The following is a 2,561-nucleotide window of genomic DNA, read 5'->3' as shown; positions in this document are numbered from 1 at the left end:
TCGCGTCGTGCCGGCCCGGGCGCCCGACCCGACGACGCCACCGCAGTTCCTGAAGCTGCCAACCATCGCGCCCCTCCCGGCGGCGACGGTAACACGGCCACTGGCCCTGTTAGAGCATATGTCAGCGCACTTTGACGACGCTCCGGCCGAGGCATTGCTCGGTATGGTTCACTTCGACAACAACGGTGTCGGCCATGCGATGCCGAAGATGTGGATGGAACCTGTCACTGAAAACCCGGCGGTCGGCGCGACCGAGGTATGGGAGTTCTACAACGGCACGGCCGACGCCCACCCCATGCACGTCCACGAGGTGCTGTTTCAACTGGTGAACCGCCAGAATGTCATCGTGGACGAGGCTGGAATGCACCCCACGTTCCAGGTCGATGCAAATTCCCCGCCAACCGGACCGGAGCCTTGGGAGAACGGCTGGAAGGATACGGTTATTGCCTACCCCGGCCAGGTGACCCGCGTGAAGATGAAGTTCGAGGTCGCCGGGCAATATGTCTGGCATTGCCACATTGTTGAGCACGAGGACAATGAGATGATGCGGCCGTACCGCGTTGGCCCAGCGCAGCCCGGCCAGCCGATGCCGCCTACGATACCCTAACCGTGGATAACGGCAGGTGGCAGGTAGCACGTAGCGACCTGCCACCATTGGCCGCATTGGACAGCTAGTTATACCCCGTGCTGAAGATGTCGATCATCAGCTTCGGGTCGCCCAGCGGGTAGAGGATGGGGCAGGTCGCGCCGCTGGCAATGTATTCACGCACCTTGGCCTTGACCTCGTCTGGCGAGCCGCTGGCCGTGCACATCTGTACCACGTCGTCGGGCACAAGGTGCATGGCCCCCTCGATCTCCTCCTCCGTGGCCGGCCAGGTAAGCACCTGGTGGATTTCGTCCAGCAACTCCTGGCTGACGCCGCTGGCCTTCATCAGGTGCGGCTGCTGGCCCAGATATTGCGTCATCATCTTGCGAGCCATGTCCAGGGCGTGCTTGCGGTCGTTGTCCACCGAGCAGATGACCAGCTGCGGCCGGTCGATATCGTCGATATGGCGCCCCGCCTTCTTGGCCCCCGCCTCCAGTGCGTCCATCGCCTCAGCGTTGTACCTGGGGTTGACCAGGTAGTTGAGACACACGCCATCGGCAATCTCCCCGGCCATCTCCATCATCTTCATGCCCGTCGCGCCGATGTAGATGGGCACGTTGCGCGGCTCCACCCGGCCGTGCACCACGTCGAGCTGGATGCCGTCCACGTGGTGGAACTCACCGTGGAAGGTGACGTTCTCCATGGCCAGCAGCCGGCGCAGCACCTCGACCGTCTCGCGCATCGCCAGCAGCGGCTTGCGCCGGTCAATGCCGACCTTCTTCGCCAGCGGGTCCCACCACGCGCCGATGCCGCAGATGACGCGGTTGGGGGCCAGGTCGTCCAGCGTCAGGAAGGTGGCCGCCAGCAGGCCGATGTTGCGCGTCCAGTTGTTGATGACGCCGCTGGCGACCTTGATGTGGTCGGTGACGGCGGCGAAGGCGGCCATCGGCACGATGGCGTCGCGCACCAGCCGGCTCTCCGCCTGCCAGACGGCCTCGAAGCCTTTGGCCTCGGCGTACCGGGCCAGTTCCATGCCCTCCTGCAATGAGTGGGCGTCCTGAAGATAAAGGGCTACGCGATCCATGGGACTCTCCTTGTAACGATGAATGACAGACGAAGGGCAGGGGTGCGGGGGAGCAGGGGTGCGGGGGAGAGCCCGTCACCCTGCGGCCTACCGTCTTTTGCCCTGCCATATCTTGGCAACGACTAACGATCAACCACTCCCCTGCTCCCCTGCTCCCCCGCTCCCCTGCTCTCTACCCGCCTACACCAAATACCCGCTATACACCAACCAATCACTCTCCGTATCCAGGTCGAAGCGCAAGCCGGGAGCGTGGATGACGTGGACGGCGCGGCCGCGCGCCGCGGCCTCGGCCAGGTGGGCGCGGAAGCTGCCGGGGCCATAGTGGAAGGTGAAGCCGCCGGGTGGGGCCAGCAGCAGGGCGTTCGTGCCCTCCTCCGCCTCGTCGCCGGTCAGGGCGATCAGCGGGTGGTGGTCGGTGGTCAGGGGGTGAAGCATCTGCTCGATGTCTTCGACGCGGGCGAAGGGCAGGTCGGCGGGCAGGATGAGGACAGCCGTCGCGCCCTCTGCCGCGGCCATCGCCACGCCGCGGGCCACGGCGGCGTTCAGCCCGGCCGGCGCGGCCTCGACCAGGACGCTCGCCCCCCGCTCGCGGGCCAGCGCCGTCACCGCCGGGTCGCCGGTAACGACCAGGACGTGATCGACCGACGGCGCGGCGTCCAGCGCGGCCAGCAGGTTATCCAAGAAGCGGTAGATCAGCCCGGCGCGCTCCTCAGCCGAAAGCAGGTGCTCCAGCCGGCGCTTGCTCTGGTAGAGGGGCTTGACGGGGATGATGGCGTGAGTGGTCATGCGTGGCGCATTATATCCGAAGTAAAGTGGATGGGCGCAATTAGCGGCCCTATGCAGGCTAAATGAGCAGAACGATCCTTTAATGTGAAGGACAGGAGCATTAGT

Annotated in this window: 3 protein-coding genes; 1 reads left to right on the top strand and 2 read right to left on the bottom strand. The window is 65.2% G+C overall.

The window, feature by feature from the left end; genetic code table 11:
* On the top strand, nt 1–607 hold a 607-nt coding region (locus ACE3UY_RS01175; RefSeq protein WP_374685721.1), incomplete at its 5' end, for a multicopper oxidase domain-containing protein.
* A 64-nt stretch (nt 608–671) separates the two neighbouring features.
* Here ACE3UY_RS01175 and ACE3UY_RS01170 read toward each other — a convergent pair.
* Complete coding sequence (locus ACE3UY_RS01170; protein ID WP_374685720.1) at nt 672–1,670, bottom strand: LLM class flavin-dependent oxidoreductase; 999 nt, start codon at nt 1,668–1,670, stop codon at nt 672–674.
* Between the two features lie 180 nt (nt 1,671–1,850).
* A complete protein-coding gene (gene cofC, locus ACE3UY_RS01165) occupies nt 1,851–2,456 on the bottom strand; it encodes a 2-phospho-L-lactate guanylyltransferase (RefSeq protein WP_374685719.1) in 606 nt (201 codons plus the stop codon).
* Between the last annotated feature and the right edge of the window lie 105 nt (nt 2,457–2,561).

The organism is Promineifilum sp. (SeqCode) (assembly GCF_041918635.1).
In the GTDB taxonomy this organism is placed as follows: Bacteria; Chloroflexota; Anaerolineae; order Promineifilales; family Promineifilaceae; genus Promineifilum.
Note: the sequence above shows the minus strand (reverse complement) of the source record. Positions and strands in the feature narration are given on the sequence as shown.